The following is a 20,192-nucleotide window of genomic DNA, read 5'->3' as shown; positions in this document are numbered from 1 at the left end:
ATCCAACCATTGCGTGGGCGGGGCACAGAACCCCGCAGCAAGCCTGAGAGGACTACACCGTGAGTCATTTACTGGATCAACTGAAGTTTTTCAATCGCAAGCAAAACGAGTTTTCCGACGGTCATGGCGAGACCCGCAAGGAGTCCCGCGACTGGGAGAACGTCTACCGTTCGCGCTGGCAGTACGACAAGATCGTGCGTTCCACCCACGGGGTGAACTGCACCGGCTCCTGCTCGTGGAAAATCTACGTCAAGAACGGCCTGATCACCTGGGAAACCCAGCAGACCGACTACCCGCGTACCCGTAACGATCTGCCGAACCACGAGCCCCGTGGCTGCCCCCGTGGCGCCAGCTACAGCTGGTACATCTACAGCGCCAACCGGCTCAAGTACCCGAAAATCCGCAAGCCGTTGCTCAAACTCTGGCGCGATGCGCGGCAGACCATGGCGCCGGTGGAAGCCTGGGCCAGCATCGTCGAGGACAAGGCCAAGGCCGACTCCTATAAAAGCAAGCGCGGCATGGGTGGCTTCATTCGCTCCAACTGGGAAGAAGTCAACGAGATCATCGCTGCCGCCAACGTCTATACGATCAAGCAATACGGCCCCGACAGGATCGTCGGGTTCTCGCCGATCCCGGCCATGTCGATGGTCAGCTACGCCGCAGGCTCGCGTTATCTGTCGCTGATCGGTGGCGCCTGCCTGAGTTTCTACGACTGGTACTGCGACTTGCCACCGGCCTCGCCGATGGTCTGGGGCGAGCAGACAGACGTGCCGGAATCGGCCGACTGGTACAACTCCAATTACATCATTGCCTGGGGCTCCAACGTCCCGCAGACCCGTACCCCCGACGCGCACTTCTTTACCGAAGTCCGTTACAAGGGCACCAAGACGGTGGCGATCACCCCGGACTACTCGGAAGTCGCCAAGCTCACCGACCTGTGGCTGAACCCTAAGCAAGGCACCGATGCGGCGCTGGCCCAGGCGTTCAACCATGTGATCTTCAAAGAATTCCACCTGGACAAACCGAGCGCCTATTTCACCGACTACGCCAAGCGCTTCACCGATTTGCCGGTGCTGGTGCTGCTCAAGCAAATGGTCGACAAGGCACCGGGCGCCGGTTACCAGCCGGACCGCTTCCTGCGCGCCAGTGACCTGACCGACAACCTCGGCCAGGAAAACAACCCGGAATGGAAAACCATCGCCCTCGATGTCAGCGGCGAACTGGTGTCCCCTCAGGGCTCCATCGGTTATCGCTGGGGCGAGAAGGGCAAGTGGAACATCCTGCCCCGTGAAGGCGGCGAAGGCCGTGAGATCGATCTGAAACTGAGCCTGATCGGCGATGACGTTGCCGAAGTGGCGTTCCCGTATTTTGCCGGCGAGTCCCACGAGCACTTCCAGCACGTGGCCGGCGATGCCGTGCAATACCGCCGCGTGCCAGTGCATAACGTGGTGCTGGCGGACGGCAGGGTGGCCAAAGTCGCCACCGTGTTCGACCTGTCGGCCGCCAACCTGGCCATCGATCGCGGCCTCGGCGGCGATAACGTGGCCAAGGATTACGACGACGCCTCGGTGCCTGGCACCCCGGCGTGGCAGGAGCAGATCACCGGCGTCAGCCGTGAGAAAGCCATCCAGATTGCCCGTGAGTTCGCCGACAACGCCGACAAGACCAAGGGCCGCTCGATGATCATCGTCGGCGCGGCGATGAACCACTGGTACCACATGGACATGAACTACCGCGGGCTGATCAACATGCTCATGCTCTGCGGGTGTGTAGGCCAGACCGGTGGCGGTTGGGCGCACTACGTCGGCCAGGAAAAACTGCGTCCGCAATGCGGCTGGCTGCCCCTGGCGTTCGGCCTGGACTGGAACCGTCCGCCTCGCCAAATGAACGGCACCAGCTTCTTCTACGCCCACAGTTCGCAGTGGCGCCACGAGAAAATGAGCATGCACGACGTGCTCTCGCCGTTGGCCGATAAATCGCAATTCCCCGAGCATGCGCTGGACTACAACATCCGCGCCGAACGTGCCGGCTGGTTGCCCAGCGCACCGCAACTCAACACCAACCCTTTGCACATTTGCCGCGACGCGGCGGCAGCCGGCATGGACCCGAAAGACTACGTGGTCAAGTCGCTGCAGGACGGTTCGCTGCGTTTCTCCTGCGAACAGCCGGACAGCCCGGTCAACTTCCCGCGCAACATGTTCATCTGGCGTTCCAACCTGCTGGGCTCCTCGGGCAAAGGCCACGAGTACATGCTCAAGTACCTGCTGGGCACCAAAAACGGTGTGATGAACGAAGACATCGGCCAGGTCGGCGACTGCAAACCCGAAGAAGCCGAATGGGTGGACGAGGGCGCCATCGGCAAGCTCGATCTGGTCACTACGCTGGACTTCCGCATGTCCTCGACCTGCGTCTATTCCGACATCGTGTTGCCGACCGCGACCTGGTACGAAAAAGACGACATGAACACCTCGGACATGCACCCGTTCATTCACCCGTTGTCGGCAGCGATCGACCCGGCATGGGAATCGCGTTCCGACTGGGAAATCTACAAAGGCATCGCCAAGGCGTTTTCCAGCATGTCCGAAGGGCACCTGGGCGTTGAAAAGGACCTGGTGACCATCCCGCTGATGCACGACAGCGTCGGCGAACTGGCCCAACCCTTTGGCGGCACCGACTGGAAAAGCGACGGCGTGGCACCGGTGCCGGGCAAGAACGCACCGAACCTGCATGTGGTGGAGCGTGACTACCCGAACATCTACAAACAGTTCTCGTCCCTCGGGCCATTGCTGGAGAAACACGGCAACGGCGGCAAGGGCATCAACTGGAACACCGAAGACGAAGTGAAATTCCTCGGTGAACTCAATCACAAAGAAGGCGATGCCGGCATCAGCCACGGCCGTCCGAAAATCGACACGGCCATCGATGCCGCAGAAGTGATTCTGTCGCTGGCGCCGGAAACCAACGGTCAGGTGGCGGTCAAGGCCTGGGCCGCGCTGTCGGAGTTCACCGGCATCGACCACAGCCACCTGGCGCTGTCCAAGGCTCACGAGGCGATTCGGTTCCGCGACATTCAGGCACAGCCGCGCAAGATCATTTCCAGCCCGACCTGGTCGGGGCTCGAAGACGATCACGTCAGCTACAACGCCGGCTACACCAACGTTCACGAAGGGATCCCATGGCGCACCATCACCGGTCGCCAGCAGTTCTACCAGGATCACCCGTGGATGCAGGCGTTCGGCGAGCAACTGATGAGTTATCGGCCGCCGGTCAACACCCGCACCATCGAAGGGGTGAAAGGCAAGCGCAGCAACGGCCACAAGGAAATCGTCCTGAACTGGATCACCCCGCACCAGAAGTGGGGCATCCACAGCACCTACAGCGACAACCTGCTGATGCTCACCCTCAGCCGTGGCGGGCCGATTGTCTGGCTCTCGGAGAACGACGCGAAAAGCGCCGGCATCGAGGACAACGACTGGATCGAGTGCTTCAACATCAACGGTGCACTGACCGCCCGTGCGGTGGTCAGCCAACGGGTCAAGGACGGCATGGTGATGATGTATCACGCCCAGGAACGAATCGTGAACGTGCCCGGTTCGGAAACCACCAAGACCCGTGGCGGCCACCACAACTCGGTCACCCGCGTTGTGCTCAAGCCGACCCACATGATCGGCGGCTATGCCCAGCAGGCCTACGGTTTCAACTATTACGGCACGGTCGGTTGCAACCGCGATGAATTCGTCGTGGTTCGCAAAATGTCCAAAGTCGACTGGCTCGATGGTTCAAGTGGCGATGACCTGCCGCGTCCACTGCCGACCGATATCGAGGAGAACTGAGATGAAGATTCGCTCACAAATCGGCATGGTTCTGAACCTGGACAAATGCATCGGTTGCCACACCTGTTCCATCACCTGCAAAAACGTCTGGACCAGCCGCGAAGGCATGGAATACGCCTGGTTCAACAACGTCGAATCGAAACCCGGGATCGGCTACCCGAAAGAATGGGAAAACCAGGACAAGTGGAAGGGCGGCTGGATCCGCAATGCCAACGGCACGATCAACCCGCGCATCGGCGGTAAATTTCGCGTGTTGGCGAACATTTTCGCCAACCCGGATCTACCGAGCCTCGACGATTACTACGAACCCTTCGACTTCGATTACCAGCACCTGCACACCGCGCCGCTGGGCGAGCATCAGCCCACTGCGCGTCCGCGCTCGCTGATCTCCGGCAAGCGCATGGAGAAAATCGAGTGGGGCCCGAACTGGGAGGAAATCCTCGGCACCGAATTCGCCAAGCGTCGCAAGGACAAGAACTTCGACAAGATTCAGGCGGACATTTACGGCGAGTACGAAAACACCTTCATGATGTATTTGCCGCGCCTGTGCGAGCACTGCCTCAACCCGACGTGCGCAGCGGCTTGCCCGAGCGGGGCGATCTACAAGCGTGAAGAAGACGGCATCGTCCTGATTGACCAGGAAAAGTGCCGTGGCTGGCGGATGTGCATCAGCGGCTGCCCGTACAAGAAGATCTATTTCAACTGGAAGAGCGGCAAGTCCGAGAAATGCATCTTCTGCTACCCGCGTATCGAAGCCGGGATGCCGACCGTTTGCGCGGAAACCTGCGTCGGACGCATTCGTTACCTCGGTGTGCTGCTGTATGACGCCGACCGCATCAGCGAAGTGGCGAGCACCGCCAATGAGCAGGACCTGTACGAGAAACAACTGGAGATCTTCCTCGATCCGAACGATCCGGCAGTGATTCGTCAGGCCCTGGCCGATGGCGTACCGCAATCGGTGATCGATTCCGCTCAGCGTTCGCCGGTCTACAAAATGGCCGTGGACTGGAAACTCGCCCTGCCGCTGCACCCGGAATACCGCACCTTGCCGATGGTCTGGTACGTACCGCCACTGTCGCCGATCCAGAACGCCGCGACCGCCGGCACCGTCGGCATGAACGGGGTGATCCCGGACGTCGACAGCCTGCGCATTCCACTGAAGTACCTGGCCAACCTGCTGACGGCGGGCGATGAAAAACCGGTCAAGCGTGCGCTGAAACGCTTGCTGGCGATGCGCGCCTACAAACGTTCCGAGCAGGTCGACGGTGTTCAGGACCTGCAAGTGCTTGAGGATGTCGGCCTGAGCGTGGCCCAGGTCGAGGAGATGTACCGCTACCTGGCGATCGCCAACTATGAAGACCGTTTTGTGGTGCCAAGTGCCCACCGCGAGGACGCCATGAGCGACGCCTTCGCCGAGCGTTCCGGGTGTGGCTTCAGTTTCGGCAGCGGCTGTAGCGGCAGCTCCGACACCAACATGTTCGGCGCCAAGAAGGCCAACCGCCGCGACATCCTGAAAACCGTGCAGTTGTGGGAGGAGTGAGCATGCAAATTCTCAAAGTGATTTCGCTGTTGCTCGATTACCCGACCGAGACACTGATTGGCGGTCGCGACGAACTGGAGCAAGCGATCATTCAGTGCCGGGAAATCAGCCCGAAGCAGCGCGCGGCGTTGTTCGAATTGCTCGAGCTGATCTGCGCCAATGACCTGATGGACGGGCAGGAACACTACGGTGCGCTGTTCGGTCGGGGGCGCTCGTTGTCGCTACTGTTGTTCGAGCACGTGCACGGCGAGTCCCGGGACCGTGGCCAGGCCATGGTCGACATGATGGCGCAATACGAAGCCGCCGGTTTTGCCATCGGCGTCAAGGAGCTGCCGGACTATATCCCGCTGTATCTGGAGTTCCTGTCCACCCGCGAAGACATCGAGGCCCGCGAGGGCCTGGCGGATGTATCGCACCTGCTGGCCTTGCTCGCGGCGCGTCTGGAAGAGCGTGAAAGCGCCTATGCCAGTTGCTTCCGGGCATTGCTGCAGATTGCCGGGGCCGAGCCCCATCAAGCGGTCGCCGACCTGCGGGCGCAGGTCGCGGCGGAACCGCGCGACGACTCCCTCGAAGCCCTCGACAAGATCTGGGAAGAGGAGGCCGTGGATTTCCTCCAGGCCGAACAGCAGGACCGTTGCAGTTCGCTGCCGAGCGCACCGGGCAAGGCCCGGGAAGAAAGCGCGGTGCCGTTGCACTGGGTGGATTTTCAGCATGAAGGGTTGGCCGCCGTGCCAGCCAAGGAGGTAGGCAATGTCTAAATGGAACCTGTTGTTGTTCGGGGTCTATCCCTATTTCGCCCTGGCGATTTGCCTGATTGGCAGCTGGGCGCGCTTCGATCTGTCGCAGTACACCTGGAAGGCGGGCTCCAGCCAGATGCTCAATCAGCGCGGCATGCGCGTGGCGAGCAACTTCTTCCACATCGGTGTGTTGTTCGTGCTGGCCGGACACTTTGTCGGCCTGCTGACCCCGGCGTCGATTTATCACCACGTGATCAGCACTGAGAACAAGCAGTTGCTGGCAATGGTCTCGGGCGGGTTCTTCGGCCTGCTGTGCCTGATCGGCCTGCTGATGCTGGTTAACCGGCGGCTCAGCGACCCTCGGGTCCGTGCCACCTCCAGTCCTTCGGACATCCTGATTCTGCTGGTGCTGCTGGCGCAGTTGCTGCTCGGTCTGCTGACAATCGTCGCGTCCACCGGGCATATGGACGGCTCGGTCATGGTGATGCTCGCCGATTGGGCGCAGAACACCGTGCTGTTGCGTCCGGTGGAAGCAGCGGCGGCCATCGCACCGGTCGGGCTGATCTACAAGTTGCACGTGTTTCTCGGCTTGACCCTGTTTGTGCTGTTCCCCTTCACACGTCTCGTACACATGATCAGCGCACCGATCTGGTACCTGGGGCGTCGTTATCAAATCGTTCGTCAGAAGTACTGAGGAGACAATCATGTCAGGTGGATGTGGATGTGGTGGCGGTAAAGGGGGCAGCGGTGGCTGCGGTTCTTCCAAAAAAGCCGAGGAGGTCCTCGAGATCGCGCCGGTAGCACAGGCGCAGTTCGAAGCGCTGCCGGTGGAGCCTGCGGCGGCTGATGACGCTCCGGCGCAGTTGATCGCCAGCAGTGAACAGGAGTGGCCGATCATCAGCGTCAACGAGGTGTCGATCACCCCGGAGGCGATGGCCCAGGAGCTGCAATATCACCCGGCCGAAAGCCGCGAGGAGGCGGTCTATCTGGCCGCCCGGGCGCTGGTGATCCGCGAACTGTTGCAGCAGCGCATCGCCGAGCTCGGTGTGGCGCTGGAGATCGGGGCCGGTGAGAACGAAGAAGAAGCGGCCACGCGCTTGCTCCTGGAGCGTGAGGTGACCGTGCCTCAGTGTGACGAGGAAACCAGCCTGCGCTACTACGAAAATAATCGCGGGCGCTTCCACAGCGCACCGTTGCTGGCGGTTCGGCACATTCTGCTCGAATGCGCACCGGATGATGTCGAGGCGCGCGCCGTTGCGCATGATCAGGCGGAAGTTCTGCTGCAACGACTGGAAGAATTCCCCGGCAGTTTCGCCGAGCTGGCCGTGAAATATTCGGCCTGCCCATCGAAGGCTCAAGGCGGTTCTTTGGGGCAGATCAGCAAGGGCCAGACTGTGCCTGAACTGGAGCGTCAATTGTTCACCCTGGCACCGGGCCTGGCCAGCAAACCGCTGGAAAGTCGCTACGGCTGGCATGTGATCAGTGTCGATCAACGAATCGAAGGCATGCCGTTGCCCTATGAAGTGGTGTCGACGGCGATCCGCACGCAGTTGCAGCAAGGCGTCTGGCAGAAAGCGCTGGTGCAGTATCTGCAAACCCTGATTGGTGCAGCGGATATTCGTGGCATCCATTTGCAGGGCGCCGACTCACCGCTGGTGCAGTGAGCATCGAGGCAAACCGGGAGATGTGATGAACGCTGTGATGCAAGATGGTTTTGGACGCCAGATCGATTATCTGCGGATGTCGGTGACGGACCGGTGTGATTTTCGCTGTGTGTATTGCATGGCGAAAAACATGACCTTCCTGCCGCGTCAGCAGGTGCTCACCCTGGAGGAGTTGCAGCGTTTGGCGACGCTGTTCGTCGGCCAGGGCGTGCGCAAGATCCGCCTCACCGGTGGCGAGCCGCTGATTCGCCCGGGCATTGTCGGTTTGTGCCGCAACATCGCCGCCTTGCCCGGTTTGCGTGAACTGGTGATGACCAGCAACGGCTCGCAATTGGGGCGGCTGGCCAGGCCATTGGTAGAGGCCGGGGTCAAACGGATGAACATCAGCCTCGATAGCCTGGACGGGCAGAAGTTTCGGGCGATCACCCGCAACGGCGATCTCGACCAGGTGCTGGGCGGCATTGAAGCGGCGCGCGGCGCGGGGTTCGAGCGAGTCAAACTCAACTGCGTGGTGATGAAGGGGCGTAATTTCGATGAGGTCCCGGCACTGGTGCAATACGCCATCGACCAGCGCATCGATATCAGCTTTATCGAGGAGATGCCCCTGGGCGATGTCGGGCGTTCCCGGGGCGAGTCGTTTTGTTCCAGCGACGAAGTGCGCACACTGATCGCTGGGCGGCATCGCTTGCTCGACAGCACGGAAAACAGCGGCGGACCGGCGCGTTATGTGCGCCTGGAGCGCCACCCCGACACCCGCATCGGCTTCATTTCACCCAACAGCCACAACTTCTGTGGCAGCTGCAATCGGGTGCGGATGACCGTGGAGGGGAAGCTGTTGCTGTGCCTGGGGCAGGAGGATGCCCTGGATTTACGCGGATTGCTGCGGCGTTATCCGCTGGATGACCAGCCGGTGATCAATGCAATCCACAACGCCTTGCGCGGCAAGCCCCTGCGCCATGATTTCAGCCCGGAGGGGGAGGTGCAGATCGTACGGTTCATGAGCATGAGCGGCGGTTGAACTGACCAGCCCCTGTAGGCGCGAGCTTGCTCGCGATGGTCGTTAACGATTACGTGGGGTTCCTGACGAAACGCATCAGCTTGAAGTCCATCGCGAGCAAGCTCGCTCCTACAGGGACGTTATCCCGGGCATGTCATTCATTTGCGTCTTTCGCTTTGTCCGGGAATTCTTGATATCGATCAATTGCAGATCAGCCCTTTATCCGTAATCTACACTGCATGTTGTGTTTATTTTATTTTAAACATCTATATGTAGTGTCTGGAGCCCCGAATGCAGAGCACGCTGATCGCAACAGGATTCAACCGTTTGCACAAACGCGACGGCAGTCTGGTCGCCTTCGACGCGGACAAAATCCGCCAGGCGTTGATCGCCGCCGGCAAGGCGACCGGGGAATACACCGCAGATGAAGTCGACGGCTTGCTTGAAGCCGTACTGGCCCGTCTGGAAGGATTGCCAAGACTGCACGTCGAGCAGGTCCAGGACCGTGTCGAGCGCGTCTTGATGGACGCCGGGTTTTTCTTCGCCATGCGCGCCTACATCGTTTACCGCGAACAACACGGACGCCTGCGCCGCGATCGCCGGACCCTGGTCGAAGTGGCGACCTCGATGAACGAATACCTGGACCGCGATGACTGGCGAGTCCAGGCCAACGCCAATCAAGGCTATTCCCTGGGCGGGCTGGTGCTTAACGTATCGGGCAAGGTCACCGCCAACTACTGGCTGGACGAGGTGTACAGCGAGGCCATTGGCCAGGCCCACCGCGAGGCGGACCTGCATGTGCACGACCTCGACATGCTCGCCGGTTACTGCGCCGGCTGGTCGCTACGCGTCCTGCTGCACGAGGGCCTCAACGGGGTGCCGGGGCGGGTCGAAGCCGGTCCGCCCAAGCACCTGAGCAGTGCCCTGGGGCAGATGGTGAACTTCCTCGGCACCCTGCAAAACGAATGGGCCGGTGCCCAGGCGTTCAGCTCGTTCGACACCTACCTGGCCCCCTACGTGCGCAAGGACCGACTTAGTTTCCAGGAGGTGCGCCAGGCGATCCAGGAGTTCATCTACAACCTCAACGTGCCTTCGCGCTGGGGCACCCAGACGCCGTTTACCAACCTGACCTTCGACTGGGTCTGCCCGCAGGATTTGCGTGAGCAGATCCCCGTCATCGGCGGAGAGGAAATGCCCTTTGCCTATGGCGACCTGCAGGTGGAAATGGACCTGCTCAATCGCGCCTACATCGAGGTGATGCAGGCCGGCGATGCGAAAGGGCGGGTGTTCACCTTTCCAATCCCGACCTACAACATCACCCATGATTTTCCATGGGACAGTGAAAACGCCGACCGCCTGTTCGAAATGACCGCGCGGTACGGCCTGCCGTATTTCCAGAACTTCCTCAATTCGGACCTGCAGCCCAATCAGGTGCGCTCGATGTGCTGCCGCTTGCAGCTGGATGTCCGTGAGTTGCTCAAGCGGGGCGGCGGCCTGTTCGGCTCGGCGGAACAGACCGGATCGCTCGGTGTGGTGACGATCAACTGTGCGCGCCTGGGTCATGTGTTCAAGGGCAATGTCAGTGGCTTGTTGCAGCGCCTGGACACGCTGATGGAGCTGGCGATGGAGAGCCTGGAGGTCAAGCGCAAGGTGATCCAGCACCACATGGATGCCGGTTTGTACCCCTACACCAAGCGTTACCTCGGGACCCTGCGCAACCATTTCTCCACCATCGGTCTCAACGGCATGCATGAAATGCTGCGCAATTTCACCTGCGACAAGGAGGGCATGCACACCGAATACGGCCGCCAGTTTGCCCTGAATATGCTGGACCATGTGCGCGCCACCTTGCTGCGTTTCCAGGAGGAAACCGGGCATATGTACAACCTCGAAGCGACCCCGGCGGAAGGCACCACCTATCGCTTCGCCAAGGAGGACATCAAGCGCTACCCCGACATCCTCCAGGCCGGCAGCACCCAGGCGCCGTACTACACCAACTCTTCGCAATTGCCGGTGGGCTACACCGCCGACCCCTTCGAAGCCCTGGAGCTGCAGGACGAATTGCAATGCAAATACACCGGGGGCACGGTCCTGCACCTGTACATGGCCGAGCGGATTTCCTCTACCGAAGCCTGCAAACAGCTGGTGCGCAAGGCCCTTGGCCGCTTCCGCCTGCCGTACCTGACCGTGACCCCGACATTCTCCATCTGCCCGGTGCACGGCTACCTCGATGGCGAACACGAGTTCTGCCCCAAATGCGACGAGGTTCTGCTGCTAAAAGAACAACAGAGCGGTTCCCTTCACTGAAGCCGACCACACCCCCTGTAGGAGCTGGCTTGCCAGCGAAGGCGGCCTGTCAGCCAACATCAATGCCGGATGTCAGACCGTCTTCGCCAGCAAGCCGGCTCCTACAGGGGGAGATGGGAGTCAGCACCGCTCAATGATTTCAACCCACTCAACCGCAAGGAGCTTCACCATGACCGCACCGCAAACACTGCCCCAGGCTCAACGTCAACGCTGCGAAGTCTGGACCCGGGTGATGGGCTACCACCGTCCCGTGTCGGCGTTCAACCCGGGTAAACAATCCGAGCACCGCGAGCGGGTGCACTTCACTGAAAGCGCGGCACTGGCCGGGCGCCAATGAGTCGAATGCTACGGGTCGGGGGCATGGTGCCCCTGACCACTATCGACTACCCGGGACAACTCGCCTGCGTGCTGTTCTGCCAAGGGTGCGCCTGGCGCTGTCGCTACTGTCATAACCCGCAGTTGATCCCGCCCCGTGGCACCGAGGAGGTGGATTGGCGGCGGGTGCTGGCGTTTCTGCAACGGCGCCAGGACCTCCTCGATGCGGTGGTGTTCAGCGGCGGAGAACCGACCCTGCAGGATGCCTTGCCCGACGCCATGGATGAAGTGCGGGCGCTGGGCTTTCGCATCGGTTTGCACAGCGCCGGAATCAAGCCCGCGGCCTTTGCCAAGGTTTTGGCCGGGGCCGATTGGGTCGGTTTCGATGTCAAGGCGTTGCCCGAGGACTGCCAGGCTATCACCCGGGTCGAGGGCAGCGGCTCCGCCAACTGGCGCAGCCTCGAGCATCTGCTGGCCAGTGGTGTCGACTATGAATGTCGCACCACCGTGCATTGGCATCTGTTCGAGCCGGCGCGTCTATTGGTCCTGGCGCAGCGTTTGAGCCAGCTCGGGGTCAAGCGCTTCGCCGTGCAACTGGTGCGTACCGAGCGGATGTTCGATCCGCTGTTGTCGAGCGTTTCGGCGCAAGCCTTGTTGCCTGAGCTTTGGGCCGAGATGCGCGAGCTGTTTCCTGCCTTTGTGTTGCGGGGTTGATCATGGGTTTCCACATCTGTCTTCCCCCAGGTCAAGGCTCATACCGCTTGCGAAACCGCTCGGCACGATCGACGCTGTCATTCATCTGCGCCGCCGCATGAATGGTCAGAGGATGCTGGGTGAAGCCGGGGCGGGGGGAAATGTAGGCGGCCATGTCCCGGGCGATAGCCAACTGCTGGGCCGACCCCTGGGTCAGCAAAGCAATGACCAGGTTTTCCAGGGCGATCACCCGGACACGCAGGTGTACCAACTCGGCATTGGTCAATTCCGGTGGCGCGGTAAAGGCCTCTGCTTCGAGTGAATGTTCCGCGCCTTTATCTTCCCAGGTCGACAATTGGACCGGGGGTTGTTCTGGTGAGGGAGGGGTTTTATCAGGCATAAGCAGCATCTCCAGGTCATTTCATTGGGCTGTCGAAAGTCTAGCCTCAAGACTGCCACCAGGTGCGCGCGCTTCTTGATCCCTATCAAGGTCTTCGTTGCGTGAACGTTGTACGTTGGCGGTACACCCTGGATGTAAACCGAGGGATCGACATGGCCAAGCCTTTTCCCATCAGCCCCAAGCACCCCGAGCGCATTTGCTGGGGCTGCGACCGGTATTGCCCAGCCAGTTCGCTGGCATGCGGCAATGGCTCCGACCGCACCATGCATCCAGCCGAAATGATCGGAGACGACTGGTATCTGCACGGCGACTGGGGCATAGACCCGTTGATTGCCGTCGTACAAATAGCGGAAGATCCCAAACCGCAGGGCTGAACGGGCGCCTGAAAAACACCCAATCCACCCGCCAGAATTTTTTTTGAAATCAAGGGGTTGCCAGCCTCGGGAAATCAGTACATAATTCACGCCATCGAAAGCACTGACCGCTCAAAAAGCTCAATGTTTTCAAGGAGTTAGATCGAGATCTTGCTCCAAGTTTGTACGCGTTTGGTGTTGTGCTACATGACATCAGATGTTTGAGGCCGAGTAGCAAAATGGTTATGCAGTGGATTGCAAATCCACCTACGCCGGTTCGATTCCGACCTCGGCCTCCACTTTAAACAAGCTCCGTAGATCTATGATTTACGGAGCTTTTTTATTTGCGTTGCCTGGCAAGATTTAGTCTTGAAATGGGCATCTGCGAACTTGCTTCACCGGGGCGGGATGTATATATTTCCACCTCTGCTGCACAAGCGTCAGAGCTGCCAGCTTGTTATTGGCATTGTTCAGACCGCTTCACCGCGCTACCGCCCGAATGGCGAAACTGGTAGACGCATGGGACTTAAAATCCCCCGCTCGTAAGGGCGTGCCGGTTCGATTCCGGCTTCGGGCACCATCTTGCATTCCACTGAGCGCTTTTGAGTTCTTTGGAAGCCTTGAAAAACCTGCCTTCTGGCGGGTTTTTTCGTTTTAGCATTCCGTCGGAATCTTGCCCATTCTTCTGGAATCCAGTCATTTAGAGGGTAAAGTTAGGGGTAGTCTTTGGTTCGATTAAGGATAGTACCCTTATGTCGCGCACAACTGCTCCGCTTACCGACGCTGCTTGCCGTTTAGCCAAGCCAACAGACCGTCCCTACAAGCTTTTCGACGGCGACGGTCTCTATCTCCTAATCCAACCCAATGGCCGTAAAGGCTGGCGTCTCAGGTACGTAAAGCCTGACGGCCGGGAGGGGTTGACCTCCCTCGGCAGCTATCCTGTGATTGGCCTTTCTGATGCGCGCCAGAAGCGTTTAGAGGCGAAGCGGATGCTCGCAGACGGCATTGATCCCGTTGAGAACAAGCGTAAAGCCAAAACGGAAAATGCTGTCAACGGCCGTACCTTTGAAAGCGTTGCGTTGGACTGGCACAAGAACATGTCGGCCAGATGGACACCCGACCATTCCAAGAATGTGTTGAACCGTCTGAATAACTATGTTTTCCCGTTTGTCGGTGCTCGCGCGATTGCTGATCTCGATACTTATGATCTGATGCAACCTTTGGAAACGATCAGGAAACGAGGAACGATTGACGTCGCCTTAAGGGTACAAAGATACCTGCAAAGTATTATGCGTGAGGCAAAACGCCTTCGTCTTATTCCGATAAACCCTGCGTACGATCTTCAGGGCTTGATCAAAGCGCCGCGAGTCTCCCATCGGCCTGCATTGCCCCTGTCACGCCTGCCTGAATTGCTGGCACGAATCAATGCCTACAAGGGCCGAGAGCTGACCCGGCTAACGCTCATGCTGTCGTTGCACGTGTTTGTTCGCTCGAGTGAATTACGTTTCGCTCGCTGGTCTGAGTTCGACCTCAAGCGTGGCGTATGGGAGATCCCGGATACTCGGCCGGAGCTGGAGGACGTACGCCATTCAACGCGGGGGACGAAAATGGCGGGCGATGTTCATCTTGTGCCTTTATCGCCGCAAGTTGTGGCCGTGCTTGAACAGATCCACACCCTGACTGGCACATTCGACCTGGTGTTTGCCGGTGATGCTAGGGCCTGGAAGCCGATCTCAGAAAACACCGTGAACAAAGCGTTGCGCACCATGGGGTACGACACGAAGACAGAGATTTGTGGTCACGGATTCCGCTCAATGGCCTGTAGCGCACTGGTCGAGTCAGGTCTGTGGTCTGAGACGGCCATCGAAAGGCAAATGAGTCACAGAGAGCGCAACAGCGTTAGGGCCGCCTACATTCACAAGGCAGAGTTTATTGAAGAGCGTCGGTTGATCATGAACTGGTGGAGCCGGTACCTTACGGCGAATCTTCGGGAGCATGTCACGCCTCATGAATTTGGGAATCAGGCCGGCGGGAATGCCACACGATTAAAATTCAAACGTGGTGCGATAAAGTAGGGGGTCCGCGAATGCTTCGTAGGGGGGTGGCTAAAGGTTGTTCGCCCTCGATCTAGAAAGTTTTGCTGCTCCCTCGTGTATCGTGCTCCGGGGCTCAGCACTGAGATGTTAACTTCGAGCAGTAACTACGGGCGTACCACCATGCTTGAGTGTTCCTAATGAGCGTTCGGCCCGTGGACGAGTTTGGAGTTTAAAGCGACCCCATGTATGGGGTGCTAGGGGTCGAGTGTTCGAATCACTCCGTGCCGACCATATATTTCAATGACTTAGCCCAATCTGAAAAGGTTGGGCTTTTTCATGCCTGGAAAATTACTCCCACATTTACTCCCACGAATGTTTTGGCTCTCGGTAGCTGTGAGTTCACACCGTTTTTGGCCGTTTCTCGCGTTGCCTTTGGCACTACACACATTTGGCCAGGAGAACGGCGCGCGAGAGTGCGGAGGGGCTCTCAGTAATTAAGCTGCCAGCTGTGCTCGTCGGTCGCTTAAATCCTGCCGCCACTGTTTCAGACGCTCAATATCGACCTTGAGATCGGGTGCCTCCGGGATGACGATGGGAGTCTCTTGAGATTGGCTGTGTTCGAAACAACTGTACCGAGTCATGAGATCGTCGATCACCGCACACTCCTCGGGCAATATGCCTTGGAGCTGGGATAGCCGCCCGTCTGTAGTGACGCTGCGACGATGCCTTAGCACCACTTTGTTGAGCAGGTCTTCTTCGACAGAGCGTTCGATGAGCTTGCGGAAGTCACTACAGATTCCCTGTGCCAAAGCTCGGTAAGCTGCTGCCCCGTCTGCGTCGCCTGTTTTACGGGCAGTATCCAGACGGGTTAACAGTATATTGTTCGCCTTTTTGGTGTTGGTGTTCCATACCTCTTGGTCCGCAGGTTGTCCTGATGTGCCAGCATAGGACTCGATGCACATGGGGCGGTAGTGTTGCTTCTGCCATGCCTCGCCCTCTTTTTTGGACACGTCGTCCATCGCGCCGTATAGGGAAAGACGGTGAGTAAAGATCAGGACCTGACGGTGCTTGGCCAGTTGAACAAGGCGGCAGGCCACATGCCACTCAAAGTCATGGTCAAGCGAAGAGATAGGGTCGTCAAAGATGAACGGAGATGACCCGGGCTTATCGGCCACGTCGGCCAAGAAGGCGGCCAACGAAATAATGCGGCGCTCGCCTTCGCTGAGGACTGTTTCGGGGGTGCCTTGTGCGTTCTTTGCACCTTTCAGTCGTACTTGATGAAGTACCTTGGCACTTTTGGTTCGGGTCTTGACCAACTCGACCTGAATTTTGGTTGCCCCGAGCGTCCGGAGTTCTTGGTTGAACCGGGCGACATAGGCTTCTGTCACTACCTTTTCGGAGATATCCGTTGCCTTCAGCGAGATCTGTCGCGAGTTGGCCAGTGTCTTCCAGCCATCGTAGGTCTTGAAATTGTTGAGTCGCTCAATCTCCGCGCGAACAGCGAGTGCTTGTTGCGATACCCATTTTTTTGCTTCGAGTCCAAGCTTATCTGTGGTGGCCTTTGCACGGTCGAATTGAAGAGCATCGGCATCGAACTGTACCGCGTCCGCCTGCAGTTGATCTCGATATGTCTCTAGGACAAGTTGGGCTTCTTTTACATCGCCGACTGGAACGGCATCTTCGATAACTTCCTCGTTGAGCAGCGCGAGCCGCGCAGCGGCGGCCCGGCTCCAAAACGCCCAGAGGAAGTCCTTCCACTTACCATCGTTCAGACCCGAAGCTTCACATTGGGTCTGCACAAGCTGCTCAGTTGGTGCTTCTACAAGCAGGTCCAGTGCGGCCTTGTGCTGGTCTTCCGCAGACGTTGCGTCCAACTCCAATTTTCCCTGGACGAAACTCTCAAAATCGAGCAGTCGCTGTTGAGCTTCTGGCATAAGCTCCTGCTGACACAGAATGCAGCGCGCATCTTCGGTCGCTGGAAACGGAGTTCCGGGGTAGGGGGTCGCCGAGTAGTTTCGCGCAGCCTCCCACAGTGCGCGCCAGGTTTGTGCCCCAACTCCGTCGAGTATGGCCGATTGCACCTGTGCTCCCTCTGTAGCGATTTGTCGCTTGGAAACCGCAGCCTGTCGCAGACAGCGGATTGCTTCCAGATTGTCGGCATTGTACGAAATGAAGGCCTTCGAGAGGCCGCTGAGGATCTGATCGACCTGAGTCTTGGTTCCGCGTTTCTGCTTCGCTAACGCAGCGGGGTCATCTGCCTTCAGGCGCTCAACGATGGTGTTCAGACTTTGCGCTTGCTCATCTGTCCACGTCAGCAAGGCCTCAAGGTCGGCAACATTGCGGATGGTGTGCAGCGCTCCATATGAGCGTGCCACCTCAGTGTTCTGATAGTCCGCAGGTATCACGGGCAAAGCGCTGGTGAGCTTGGCCTGCTCTGTTTGCAGTAGCTCTTTAATCTTGTCGGTCGCCGCTGCGAGCTTCTCGAATAATCCTACGGCTGGTGGTGTATAGGTTGCGGCGCTTTCGCCTCTTAGATAGTGGCCGGCTTCATCGCTGTCGAAGATATCGATCTGTCGCAATGCTTCTATGGGGGCAGATCCAATGTGCCACTCAGAGGAGTGATCGGCCCCATCGTGCTTGTAACTGATCTGACATTTGCTCTCGGCCGGAGGGGCCTGGAAGACATTGGCCTTCAGTTCCATAGCTCTGGGTTTGCCAGAGACTTTCTTCAGAATACGGGTGTAGCTCGACTTGCCTGAGCCATTGTGACCGTAAACGACGGTTAGGTTTCCAAACCCAAAATCAAGCGGTTTCCGAGGGCCAAGACTCTCGATTCCGGCCACGCCATCGATGCGTGCCAGGCGTATCTCGCTGACGTCTTTCGGATCATGCCGCAGCTCATCGAGCGGGCGATGCCGGGTAACGGCTTGACCGTCGGCCGTTTTCAACAGCGAGGCTAGCTGTGCAATATCCTCGTCGGTGAGTTGCCCTTGTTTGAGCAGCCTGTCCGCCGCCTCCTGCAGCCAGTCCTGCTGTTTCAGCAACCACGTTCGAATATTTTCCTCGATATCCATAAGTGCTTCCTTGTCGGTGGGATGACGGTGCAGGGACGCTAGCAGAGTGCCACCCTGACGTCCACGCCAATGGCACCTCTTGATGTCTGCTAGATCGAATGCTGAAAGCACGAAGTTAGCGTTCGATGTAGGGGGGAGCCACGCCCTTGATGCGCCTGCTGTGGTCTAACTGTTATGCAGGAGTTCTATCATGACCTGCCTCTACCGGTGCGGTGGCGATGCCCGTTGCTGGGCCAATCTGGGGCGTGTTTGCCGGTCGGCGGTAGGATCCGCGAAGGGATCAAGGTACTGACCCGGCAAACGGCCGAGCAGGCGCAAGCCCAGGCGCTGTACGACCACGGCGTGGGTGGCGGCCGGTCATGAATCCGCGCCGACAGAATTCAGTCGAACGTCTAGAACGTTTCATCCTCTGGCTCGCGGAACAGCGGCAAGCTCTCGGCGACCGCACCTTCCACATGGAAACCCAGCCAGGTAATGTGCGCCTGGGCGGCGGACTCGACGATTTGCAGTAGGTCCGGTTCGCTGGGCAGCATCTCGGGCGGATGGTCCTAGTAGATGAAGGCACCATAGCGGTGGAGGTAGGTATTGACCGACAACGTGTCTGCATTCAGGTGTTGACGGGCCGCCGCGCTCTGGTGAGCGGTGGACAGGATCAGTGGTCTTGGTGTTGAGATGACAGTCCTCTCCTTCATTTTCTGCATGGCGAAGCCGGTTTGACACCGCAGCGAGATCGGATCTCGACCTCTGCGTGGGCGGGCTGTGGTTCGCTAGACAATAGGATGGCAAAATAGTAGCTTCTTCAAGCAGATGGGCATGTCGTGTCATTGCTTTATAAATTAGCGCAACCAAGGAAGAGACCAAAACTTGAACTCGGAACTTTCAATAAGAATAGATTTTAATAAGCGGAGGGAAAATCCTGCGCAAGTATTTGAAGCGATGGGGTTGTACATAAACTCGTATAGAGATTTGTGTCAGGTGCTGGCTAACTCTATTGATCTTAAAATGGATTTTGAGTTTCAGCTTGATGCTGTTGAAGAAGGGTCCCTTATATCTAAACTAAGTCATCTAAAAAATGGAGTAGATGATTTTTTTGGGCGTCTTTTTTGCGACTCTGGTATGGCGTTGTTTGACGAGCTGGTAGAAATAGACGAAACGGCTACTGAGGAGGAAGTGGATGCAATTGCTTCTACCCTGGAAAGTAGGCTAGCAGCTGAAATTCCAGAGGCTCTCGTAGATCCATTTGTTGATAGGCAGGCGTTAGCTTTTGTATTACAAAGCTTATCCTCTGCCAATAGACGGATGCAGCCTGGTGAAAAGGTCGAGTTGTACACTGATGAGGAGGGGGTGCGCCATGCGTTGAACACGGAGTGGAGCTTTACTGCTGACCCAAAAAAAATGTTTGCAGGTGTTAGTCAGGAATTTGATGGTAGAGATAAATTGTATGCAACGATTCCTGTGAATGAGGGTAACTCGGTATGGACTTTTAGAAGTCCGGCTACGCATCAAAAATTTTCTGCCAAAGTAGTTAATAAAGAGTGGCTGGAAAGATATCAAAACGGACTGATTCCAGCCATTGGGCCTCTAGATTTGCTCGATGCTGAGCTGTCTTATATTGTTTATACGCCGCCCAAAGGGAAGGGAAAGCCACAGATTAGAAACGCTAAAATAAAAAATGTTTTAGGGGTTCGTCGTGCTCATGAAAAGCAGCATGCGCTCGGAGTTTAGTGCAAAGGAGCGTAAGGCTGTCTTCGCTGACTTGAAGGCTGAATATATCTATGTCTTGATTCCCTTTGTTTTGTTGGTGGGGGTTAGGTTGTATGCCGGGACTTGGCAGGAAATCGTGTTGTCACCTGATTGGTCATTGATTTCCTGTGTGGTATTTGGTCAGCTTGCTTTTAAAATGTCGAAGGCGGTAGCTAAGTCAAGGCTTAAGACCAATGAGCAACAGTTTGGGTACTATTCAGCTAAACGCTTTTTTTGGATTGTTGTGTCTGCGGCTTTGTATTTTGGGATGATTGCAAAGCCTAGTTTGTTACTGGGTTTTTTTCAGTTTGGTTTGTTTTTCATAGCGGCCTTTCTGCATTTTTCTGATGGTTTTGCGGCTTATGCAATGCAGCGAGGAAAACAGTAGCTTTAAGATAGTGAGAAAGCCGCTACGGTTGGATTTGGTTTTGGATCTTCCAGAGTAAACGGAGATATTTATAGCGCACGCCACTGCTTTTAGGCCGCGGAGCGAGGTCGAC

General features: G+C 57.8%; 17 protein-coding genes and 2 tRNA genes. 16 read left to right on the top strand and 3 right to left on the bottom strand.

Annotated elements, in window-relative coordinates:
• Positions 1 to 59: 59 nt before the first annotated feature.
• From PMA3_RS16190 to PMA3_RS16150, 9 genes are all read left to right on the top strand, one after another.
• Positions 60 to 3,833 carry a nitrate reductase subunit alpha gene (locus PMA3_RS16190; protein WP_064678107.1) on the top strand — a complete coding sequence of 1,258 codons (3,774 nt, stop codon included), beginning with the start codon at positions 60 to 62 and terminating at the stop codon, positions 3,831 to 3,833.
• Between the two features lies 1 nt (position 3,834).
• Positions 3,835 to 5,373, top strand: a complete 1,539-nt coding sequence (gene narH / locus PMA3_RS16185) for a nitrate reductase subunit beta (protein ID WP_064678106.1) — start codon at positions 3,835 to 3,837, stop codon at positions 5,371 to 5,373.
• A 2-nt stretch (positions 5,374 to 5,375) separates the two neighbouring features.
• On the top strand, positions 5,376 to 6,131 hold the full coding sequence (gene narJ / locus PMA3_RS16180) for a nitrate reductase molybdenum cofactor assembly chaperone (protein WP_064678105.1): 756 nt from the start codon (positions 5,376 to 5,378) through the stop codon (positions 6,129 to 6,131).
• On the top strand, positions 6,124 to 6,804 hold the full coding sequence (gene narI / locus PMA3_RS16175) for a respiratory nitrate reductase subunit gamma (protein ID WP_064678104.1): 681 nt from the start codon (positions 6,124 to 6,126) through the stop codon (positions 6,802 to 6,804). Before narJ ends, narI begins: the two co-directional genes overlap by 8 nt.
• Positions 6,805 to 6,814: 10 nt before the next feature.
• Positions 6,815 to 7,774 (top strand): peptidylprolyl isomerase, encoded by a 960-nt coding sequence (locus tag PMA3_RS16170; RefSeq protein WP_064678103.1) that lies wholly within the window; start codon positions 6,815 to 6,817, stop codon positions 7,772 to 7,774.
• A 25-nt stretch (positions 7,775 to 7,799) separates the two neighbouring features.
• Positions 7,800 to 8,792 carry a GTP 3',8-cyclase MoaA gene (gene moaA, locus PMA3_RS16165; RefSeq protein ID WP_064678102.1) on the top strand — a complete coding sequence of 331 codons (993 nt, stop codon included), beginning with the start codon at positions 7,800 to 7,802 and terminating at the stop codon, positions 8,790 to 8,792.
• 270 nt (positions 8,793 to 9,062) lie between these two features.
• Positions 9,063 to 11,078 carry a ribonucleoside triphosphate reductase gene (locus PMA3_RS16160; protein WP_064678101.1) on the top strand — a complete coding sequence of 672 codons (2,016 nt, stop codon included), beginning with the start codon at positions 9,063 to 9,065 and terminating at the stop codon, positions 11,076 to 11,078.
• A 169-nt stretch (positions 11,079 to 11,247) separates the two neighbouring features.
• Complete coding sequence (gene nrdD / locus PMA3_RS16155) at positions 11,248 to 11,415, top strand: anaerobic ribonucleoside-triphosphate reductase (protein ID WP_064678100.1); 168 nt, start codon at positions 11,248 to 11,250, stop codon at positions 11,413 to 11,415.
• Complete coding sequence (locus tag PMA3_RS16150; RefSeq protein WP_191626312.1) at positions 11,412 to 12,107, top strand: anaerobic ribonucleoside-triphosphate reductase activating protein; 696 nt, start codon at positions 11,412 to 11,414, stop codon at positions 12,105 to 12,107. Before nrdD ends, PMA3_RS16150 begins: the two co-directional genes overlap by 4 nt.
• Before the next feature lie 31 nt (positions 12,108 to 12,138).
• Here the strand turns inward: PMA3_RS16150 and PMA3_RS16145 are convergent, their stop codons facing one another.
• Positions 12,139 to 12,486: a hypothetical protein gene (locus PMA3_RS16145; protein ID WP_064678098.1), complete on the bottom strand. Its 348-nt coding sequence runs from the start codon at positions 12,484 to 12,486 to the stop codon at positions 12,139 to 12,141.
• A 152-nt stretch (positions 12,487 to 12,638) separates the two neighbouring features.
• Between PMA3_RS16145 and PMA3_RS16140 the strand changes: the two genes are divergently transcribed.
• The 4 genes from PMA3_RS16140 to PMA3_RS16125 all read left to right on the top strand — a co-directional run bounded on the left by PMA3_RS16140 (position 12,639) and on the right by PMA3_RS16125 (position 14,914).
• Positions 12,639 to 12,860 (top strand): DUF3079 domain-containing protein, encoded by a 222-nt coding sequence (locus PMA3_RS16140; protein ID WP_064678097.1) that lies wholly within the window; start codon positions 12,639 to 12,641, stop codon positions 12,858 to 12,860.
• A 204-nt stretch (positions 12,861 to 13,064) separates the two neighbouring features.
• A tRNA-Cys gene (locus PMA3_RS16135) sits at positions 13,065 to 13,138 on the top strand.
• 194 nt (positions 13,139 to 13,332) lie between these two features.
• Positions 13,333 to 13,419, top strand: a tRNA-Leu gene (locus tag PMA3_RS16130).
• Between the two features lie 172 nt (positions 13,420 to 13,591).
• The gene (locus tag PMA3_RS16125; RefSeq protein ID WP_064678096.1) at positions 13,592 to 14,914 is read left to right on the top strand and encodes a tyrosine-type recombinase/integrase; all 1,323 of its coding nucleotides are present in this window, start codon (positions 13,592 to 13,594) and stop codon (positions 14,912 to 14,914) included.
• Positions 14,915 to 15,369: 455 nt separating this feature from the next.
• On the opposite strand, the gene PMA3_RS16115 is transcribed toward PMA3_RS16125, so the two are convergent.
• On the bottom strand, positions 15,370 to 17,949 hold the full coding sequence (locus tag PMA3_RS16115) for an AAA family ATPase (RefSeq protein ID WP_064678095.1): 2,580 nt from the start codon (positions 17,947 to 17,949) through the stop codon (positions 15,370 to 15,372).
• A 225-nt stretch (positions 17,950 to 18,174) separates the two neighbouring features.
• On the opposite strand from PMA3_RS16115, the gene PMA3_RS32515 reads away from it, so the two are divergent.
• Positions 18,175 to 18,312, top strand: coding sequence for a hypothetical protein (locus tag PMA3_RS32515; protein ID WP_161491150.1), 138 nt, complete (start codon positions 18,175 to 18,177; stop codon positions 18,310 to 18,312).
• Positions 18,313 to 18,341: 29 nt separating this feature from the next.
• Here PMA3_RS32515 and PMA3_RS32690 read toward each other — a convergent pair whose 3' ends face one another.
• Positions 18,342 to 18,482, bottom strand: coding sequence for a hypothetical protein (locus tag PMA3_RS32690; protein ID WP_161491149.1), 141 nt, complete (start codon positions 18,480 to 18,482; stop codon positions 18,342 to 18,344).
• 331 nt (positions 18,483 to 18,813) lie between these two features.
• Here PMA3_RS32690 and PMA3_RS16110 point away from each other — a divergent pair, with 331 nt between their 5' ends.
• Both PMA3_RS16110 and PMA3_RS16105 read left to right on the top strand, forming a co-directional pair.
• Positions 18,814 to 19,674: a hypothetical protein gene (locus tag PMA3_RS16110; protein ID WP_064678094.1), complete on the top strand. Its 861-nt coding sequence runs from the start codon at positions 18,814 to 18,816 to the stop codon at positions 19,672 to 19,674.
• Positions 19,658 to 20,080, top strand: coding sequence for a hypothetical protein (locus tag PMA3_RS16105; RefSeq protein WP_064678093.1), 423 nt, complete (start codon positions 19,658 to 19,660; stop codon positions 20,078 to 20,080). Before PMA3_RS16110 ends, PMA3_RS16105 begins: the two co-directional genes overlap by 17 nt.
• The last annotated feature ends 112 nt before the right edge of the window (positions 20,081 to 20,192 follow it).

Source organism: Pseudomonas silesiensis (assembly GCF_001661075.1).
GTDB lineage: Bacteria > Pseudomonadota > Gammaproteobacteria > Pseudomonadales > Pseudomonadaceae > Aquipseudomonas > Aquipseudomonas silesiensis.
Note: the sequence above shows the minus strand (reverse complement) of the source record. Positions and strands in the feature narration are given on the sequence as shown.

Excerpts from the sequence above, each read along its gene's own strand:
- PMA3_RS16145 (WP_064678098.1), bottom strand. The coding sequence starts at position 12,486 with ATGCCTGATAAAACCCCTCCCTCACCAGAACAACCCCCGGTCCAATTG.
- narH (WP_064678106.1), top strand. The coding sequence starts at position 3,835 with ATGAAGATTCGCTCACAAATCGGCATGGTTCTGAACCTGGACAAATGC.
- narI (WP_064678104.1), top strand. The coding sequence starts at position 6,124 with ATGTCTAAATGGAACCTGTTGTTGTTCGGGGTCTATCCCTATTTCGCC.
- PMA3_RS16140 (WP_064678097.1), top strand. The coding sequence starts at position 12,639 with ATGGCCAAGCCTTTTCCCATCAGCCCCAAGCACCCCGAGCGCATTTGC.
- PMA3_RS16150 (WP_191626312.1), top strand. The coding sequence starts at position 11,412 with ATGAGTCGAATGCTACGGGTCGGGGGCATGGTGCCCCTGACCACTATC.
- narJ (WP_064678105.1), top strand. The coding sequence starts at position 5,376 with ATGCAAATTCTCAAAGTGATTTCGCTGTTGCTCGATTACCCGACCGAG.
- moaA (WP_064678102.1), top strand. The coding sequence starts at position 7,800 with ATGAACGCTGTGATGCAAGATGGTTTTGGACGCCAGATCGATTATCTG.
- PMA3_RS16125 (WP_064678096.1), top strand. The coding sequence starts at position 13,592 with ATGTCGCGCACAACTGCTCCGCTTACCGACGCTGCTTGCCGTTTAGCC.
- PMA3_RS32690 (WP_161491149.1), bottom strand. The coding sequence starts at position 18,482 with ATGCTGCCCAGCGAACCGGACCTACTGCAAATCGTCGAGTCCGCCGCC.
- PMA3_RS16160 (WP_064678101.1), top strand. The coding sequence starts at position 9,063 with ATGCAGAGCACGCTGATCGCAACAGGATTCAACCGTTTGCACAAACGC.
- PMA3_RS16115 (WP_064678095.1), bottom strand. The coding sequence starts at position 17,949 with ATGGATATCGAGGAAAATATTCGAACGTGGTTGCTGAAACAGCAGGAC.
- PMA3_RS16170 (WP_064678103.1), top strand. The coding sequence starts at position 6,815 with ATGTCAGGTGGATGTGGATGTGGTGGCGGTAAAGGGGGCAGCGGTGGC.
- PMA3_RS16105 (WP_064678093.1), top strand. The coding sequence starts at position 19,658 with ATGCGCTCGGAGTTTAGTGCAAAGGAGCGTAAGGCTGTCTTCGCTGAC.
- nrdD (WP_064678100.1), top strand. The coding sequence starts at position 11,248 with ATGACCGCACCGCAAACACTGCCCCAGGCTCAACGTCAACGCTGCGAA.